The sequence below is a fragment of the Streptomyces sp. NPDC054841 genome (assembly GCF_053611045.1).
Genome location: NZ_JBSGZO010000750.1, coordinates 1 through 2716, shown reverse-complemented (window position 1 = coordinate 2716; position 2716 = coordinate 1). Strand labels below are relative to the sequence as shown.

The window sequence follows — 2716 nt, the reverse complement described above, 5'->3', positions numbered from 1 at the left end:
CTAAGGGTTGTCCCGTAAATGATCTTCGAGCTGTCTCGGGCGTGGTTGGCCGTCGTGCGGACCGGCTGTCTATCCGGCGAGGGCGAGGTTGTGCATCCGGGCGATGCCGAGCATGGCGTGGTGGATTCCGTCGCCTTTGAGGCGGCAGTCGCGGAGGATCTTCCAGGTCTTCATGCGGGCGAAGACGTGCTCGACGCGGGCGCGGACCTGCTTGTGGGACTTGTTGTGTGCTTCCTTCCAGTCCGGAAGGTCTTCGCCCTTGCGTCGGCGGTGGGGCATGACGAGCCCGGTGCCGGGATAGCCGCCGTCGGCGATCGTCATGGTCTTGCCGACGGCGGCTTTGGCGCCGGATTCCTCCCACGCCTTGCAGTCGTTGCGGTTTCCGGCGAGAGGCCGGCCCACGATGACGACCAGGCGGGTGTCGGCGTCGATGACGACCTAATCCCTGAGTAAGGACGGTCCGAGGGGGCGGTTGTTCCTGTGGAACGTTCGAGTGCCAGACCGCGACATCTAGTGGCTGCCGGGCGGGCAACGCCTCGCTTTAGACCGTGTGCGCGGTACTGGTACTCAGCGTGGTGGCGGTCTCGTGGGCGCCGGGCGGATGCCTTATGACGACTGGGCCTGAAAGGTCTCCCACCAGAGCGGCCGGGCCCGGCGTCTCCGCGGCCGCCACCACGTGTGACGGGTGTTGCCGCCCGTAGGTGCTGGGCGGACGCCTGACCCTGACCGGGCTTCGACGCCTTTTACCAGATCGGCGACTCCCAGCACCGTCGCGCGTCAGCATCCGCCCACTTGATCACGCGTTGGTGTCGGTGGTGCGAGCCCGCCGCACGGTGACCTCTCGCTATGCCCGAGCCACCTGAGCTCCCGCGCAGACCGGGGCCCGTGGGGTGCGCTGGTGCCACGAACGGCTAGTGAGGTGGCGGACCGGCCCCTGCGCCGAGTCCTGGGATTAGGTCGCTCGCGTGGCCCGCATGCGCTCGTGACCAGCGCAGATACCTGCACATCGGGAGGGAACTACCTTGATCTACTGCGGAATCGACTGGGCGGAGCGCACCCACGACGTCGCCTTGGTCGACGACACTGGCGCGTTAGTGGCCAAACGGCACATCACCGACGACGCCGCTGGCTACCAGCTGTTGATGGAGCTGCTCGCAGAGCACGGCGACAGCGCGGAGAACCCGATCCCGGTGGCGATCGAGACCGCCCGGGGCCTGCTGGTGGCGGTGCTGCGGACCGGGAGGCGGAAAGTGTTCGCGATCAACCCTATGGCCGCGGCTCGCTACCGCGACCGGCACAGCGTCTCGCGCAAGAAGTCCGACCCCGGCGATGCCCTGGTCCTGGCGAACATCCTCCGCACCGACATGCACGCCCACCGCCCGCTGCCCAACGACAGCGACCTCGGCCGCGCGATCGCCGTACTGGCCCGCGCCCAGCAGGACGCGCTCTGGAACCGGCAGCAGATCGCCAACCAGCTCCGCTCCCTGCTGCGCGAGTATTACCCGGCTGCCCTGGCCGCCTTCGCCGTCTGGACCAACGGTCTGTGTCGCCCCGAGGCCCGTGAACTGCTCAAGGCCGCCCCGACGCCCACCCAGGCCGCGCGGCTGACCCGCACCCAGCTCCAGGCCGCGCTCAAGCGTGCCGGCCGCCAGCGCGGCATCGCCGCCGAGGCCGACCGCCTCCGTGACGTCTTCCGCTCCGACTGGGCCCACCAGCCAGCACTGGTCGAGGACGCGCTCGGCAAGCAAATGCTCGCCCTCCTCATCCAGCTGGAGGCCGCCTGCACCGCTGCCGATGACCTTGCGAAGGCGGTGGAGGAGTCCTTTCCTCAACATCCGGACGCTGAAGTACTGCTGAGCTTCCCCGGGCTCGGCATCCAGCTCGCCGCCCGGATCCTGGCTGAGATCGGGGACGACCGCACCCGCTTCGTCGACGCCCGCGGCCTGAAGGCGTACGCAGGGGCCTCGCCGGTGACCCGCGCGTCCGGCAAGAAGTCGTCCATCACGCGGCGGTGGGTGAAGAACGACCGTCTCAACCATGCCGGCTACCTCTGGGCCTTCGCCGCCCTCCGCCACTCACCCGGAGCGGACGCGCACTACCGGCGCCGTCGCGAGATCGGCGACTGGCACGCGGCCGCCCAGCGCAACCTCTTCAACCGCATGATCGGCCAGCTCTACCACTGCCTCCAGCGCCACAAGCTGTTCGATGAACACATCGCGTTCCCCACTGAACTCGCCGCCGTGGCTTGACGGCTTGGGTTCGTGAGGTGTCTGGTGGTTGGTCGAGTACCGGTAGTTCTTGGACTGCTCCGCCACCGTGTGGTCCCGGGTGGGGACCAGGGTGCCGTCCACGATGAGCACGGTGTCCTTGGCGAACCGCTTGCGGGGTTGGAGCGCGAGCATCGGCCCGAGGTGGTCGATGATGCGGTCAGCTGCCGACTTGGACACGCCGAAGAGCGGGGCAAGCTGGCGCATCGTCAAGTTGGTGCGCCAGTACGCCGCGACCAGCAGAGCCCGGTCCTCCAGCGGGAGGCTCCACGGCCGGCCCTTGCGGACCGCATCCGCACCCTCGCGTCGCAGTACGGTCACCAGCTTGCCGAACAGGCGGGGGCTCAGCCCGGTGAACGGGGCTATCCAGGACGGCTCCGACGCCGTGATCACACCAGCCACATCAAGATCATCTCACCCGTGACCAGCAGTTACGGGACAGCCCTTAG

Annotated in this window: 1 protein-coding gene and 2 pseudogenes; 1 reads left to right on the top strand and 2 read right to left on the bottom strand. The window is 68.4% G+C overall.

Annotation, left to right across the window (positions count from 1 at the left end):
* Positions 1 to 69 precede the first annotated feature (69 nt).
* Positions 70 to 438: pseudogene (locus tag ACWGI8_RS42710) on the bottom strand (transposase); the annotation flags it as partial.
* Between the two features lie 584 nt (positions 439 to 1022).
* Here ACWGI8_RS42710 and ACWGI8_RS42705 point away from each other — a divergent pair.
* Positions 1023 to 2249, top strand: a complete 1227-nt coding sequence (locus ACWGI8_RS42705; RefSeq protein WP_453668854.1) for an IS110 family transposase — start codon at positions 1023 to 1025, stop codon at positions 2247 to 2249.
* A gap of 21 nt (positions 2250 to 2270) precedes the next feature.
* Here the strand turns inward: ACWGI8_RS42705 and ACWGI8_RS42700 are convergent.
* A pseudogene (locus ACWGI8_RS42700) lies at positions 2271 to 2669 on the bottom strand (helix-turn-helix domain-containing protein); the annotation flags it as partial.
* Between the last annotated feature and the right edge of the window lie 47 nt (positions 2670 to 2716).